A 1,607-nucleotide genomic window follows, 5' to 3' on the forward strand; every position below is an offset into this window, starting at 1 on the left:
AATTTACATCTCTTGCACATTTACTAGATAAGCAATCACTAGTTCAATGTCACATTGAATTACCAAATAAGAAAGCAACTGGGATAAATGGCACAACTAAAGAACAATACAGTGGTAACCTCGAAGAAAATATAGAGGATTTAATAAGTAGACTTAAAAGTAAAAGCTATCGTCCTGTTCCAGTTAGAAGAATGTATATCCCGAAGCTCGATTCAAAGAAGAAAAGACCATTAGGTATACCGGAACATGAAGATAAGATTGTTCAAAAAGGCTTAACGAAAATATTAAACTCCATCTATGAAATTGATTTCTTGGACTGTTCGTTCGGATTTCGCCCAAATCGTAGTTGCCACGATGCTTTGAAAATACTGAACTTCTATATCGAAAAGAGGTCAGTAAACTATGTTGTAGACATAAAAGGGTTCTTTGACAATGTTGACCACAAATGGATGATGGAGTTCTTAAAACTGAGAATCGCGGATCCAACCTAAGAATAATCGGTAGGTTTCTTAAAGGTGGATACATGGAAGAAGGAAAGAAATACAAAACAGATAATGGTACACCGCAAGGTGGTGTAATATCTCCTGTATTAGCTAATGTCTATCTTCATTATGTACTTGACTTATGGTTCGAGAAAAGTGTCAAGAAACAGTGCGAAGGACAAGCATACCTGGTAAGGTATGCAGATGATTTTGTGTGCTGTTTCCAATTTAAGAATGAGGCTCAGGAATTCTTTCAATCTCTAAAATTAAGACTCAGGAAGTTTAATCTGGAAATAGCCGAAGATAAAACCAAAATTATACCTTTCGGACGACTTGCGGAGAAACTTGGAAAGCACCAGGGAAATGGAAAACCAGAAACCTTCGAGTTTCTAGGTTTTACGCACTATTGTGGGAAAAGTAAACAAGGAAAGTTTCGAGTGAAACGGAAATCAAGTAGGAAGAAAGTACAAAGCAAACTAAAAGAGTCTAAAGAATGGTTGAAGAAGAATAGAAATAATAATATTCATATAATCATGGACAGATTCAAACGCTCACTTATTGGCTACTTCAACTACTATTGCATCACTGATAATATTCCAAATGTTAACATTTTCAAAGCTAAAATCGAGAATCTACTATTTAAATGGCTCAATAGAAGAAGTCAAAGAAAATCCTTTAAATGGGAGAAATTCAGACTATTTCTTGATAAATTTCCACTACCCTCACCAAGGATTCCCAACGGGAGCAACAGGAGCTACTGGTATAGTTGAGGGGTGTTTATGTGATTGCTGTGTTTCGACTATGCAAAACGTTTTACAACAACTTATTGGTACATCAGTACTTTTAGAAACTATAGCAGATGAACCAAATCAACAACCTCTTCTAACATTCGTAACAATCACTTCAGTGAATGATTCAATAGTTACAGTGACAGATGGAGTCACAACTTTCTTTGTCGGTATACCGAAAATTATTGGGGTTGGGTTTTTACCACCTGGACCGACTATTAATATACTCCCTCCTGTCGATTCTGGCTGTGAATGTGATTGCCTTGAAAGACCATTAAGAGAATTGCTGGATACACTAATTGGATCTTCAGTGAACCTTAGAGTTGACAATGGTTCA

Annotated in this window: 2 protein-coding genes and 1 pseudogene; all 3 read left to right on the top strand. The window is 36.2% G+C overall.

The annotated features are described in order from the left end of the window. Positions 1-491 (top strand): reverse transcriptase domain-containing protein (locus CN514_RS26690; protein ID WP_286141818.1); only part of this gene is annotated, 491 nt, incomplete at its 5' end. Positions 492-523: 32 nt separating this feature from the next. Further along, on the top strand, positions 524-1,252 hold the full coding sequence (locus tag CN514_RS24050; RefSeq protein ID WP_286141819.1) for a reverse transcriptase domain-containing protein: 729 nt from the start codon (positions 524-526) through the stop codon (positions 1,250-1,252). Next, positions 1,218-1,607 (top strand): annotated as a pseudogene (locus CN514_RS24055) (bclA protein); the annotation flags it as partial. The gene CN514_RS24050 and the pseudogene CN514_RS24055, both read left to right, overlap by 35 nt.

The sequence above is a fragment of the Bacillus sp. AFS001701 genome (assembly GCF_002559405.1).
GTDB lineage: Bacteria > Bacillota > Bacilli > Bacillales > Bacillaceae_G > Gottfriedia.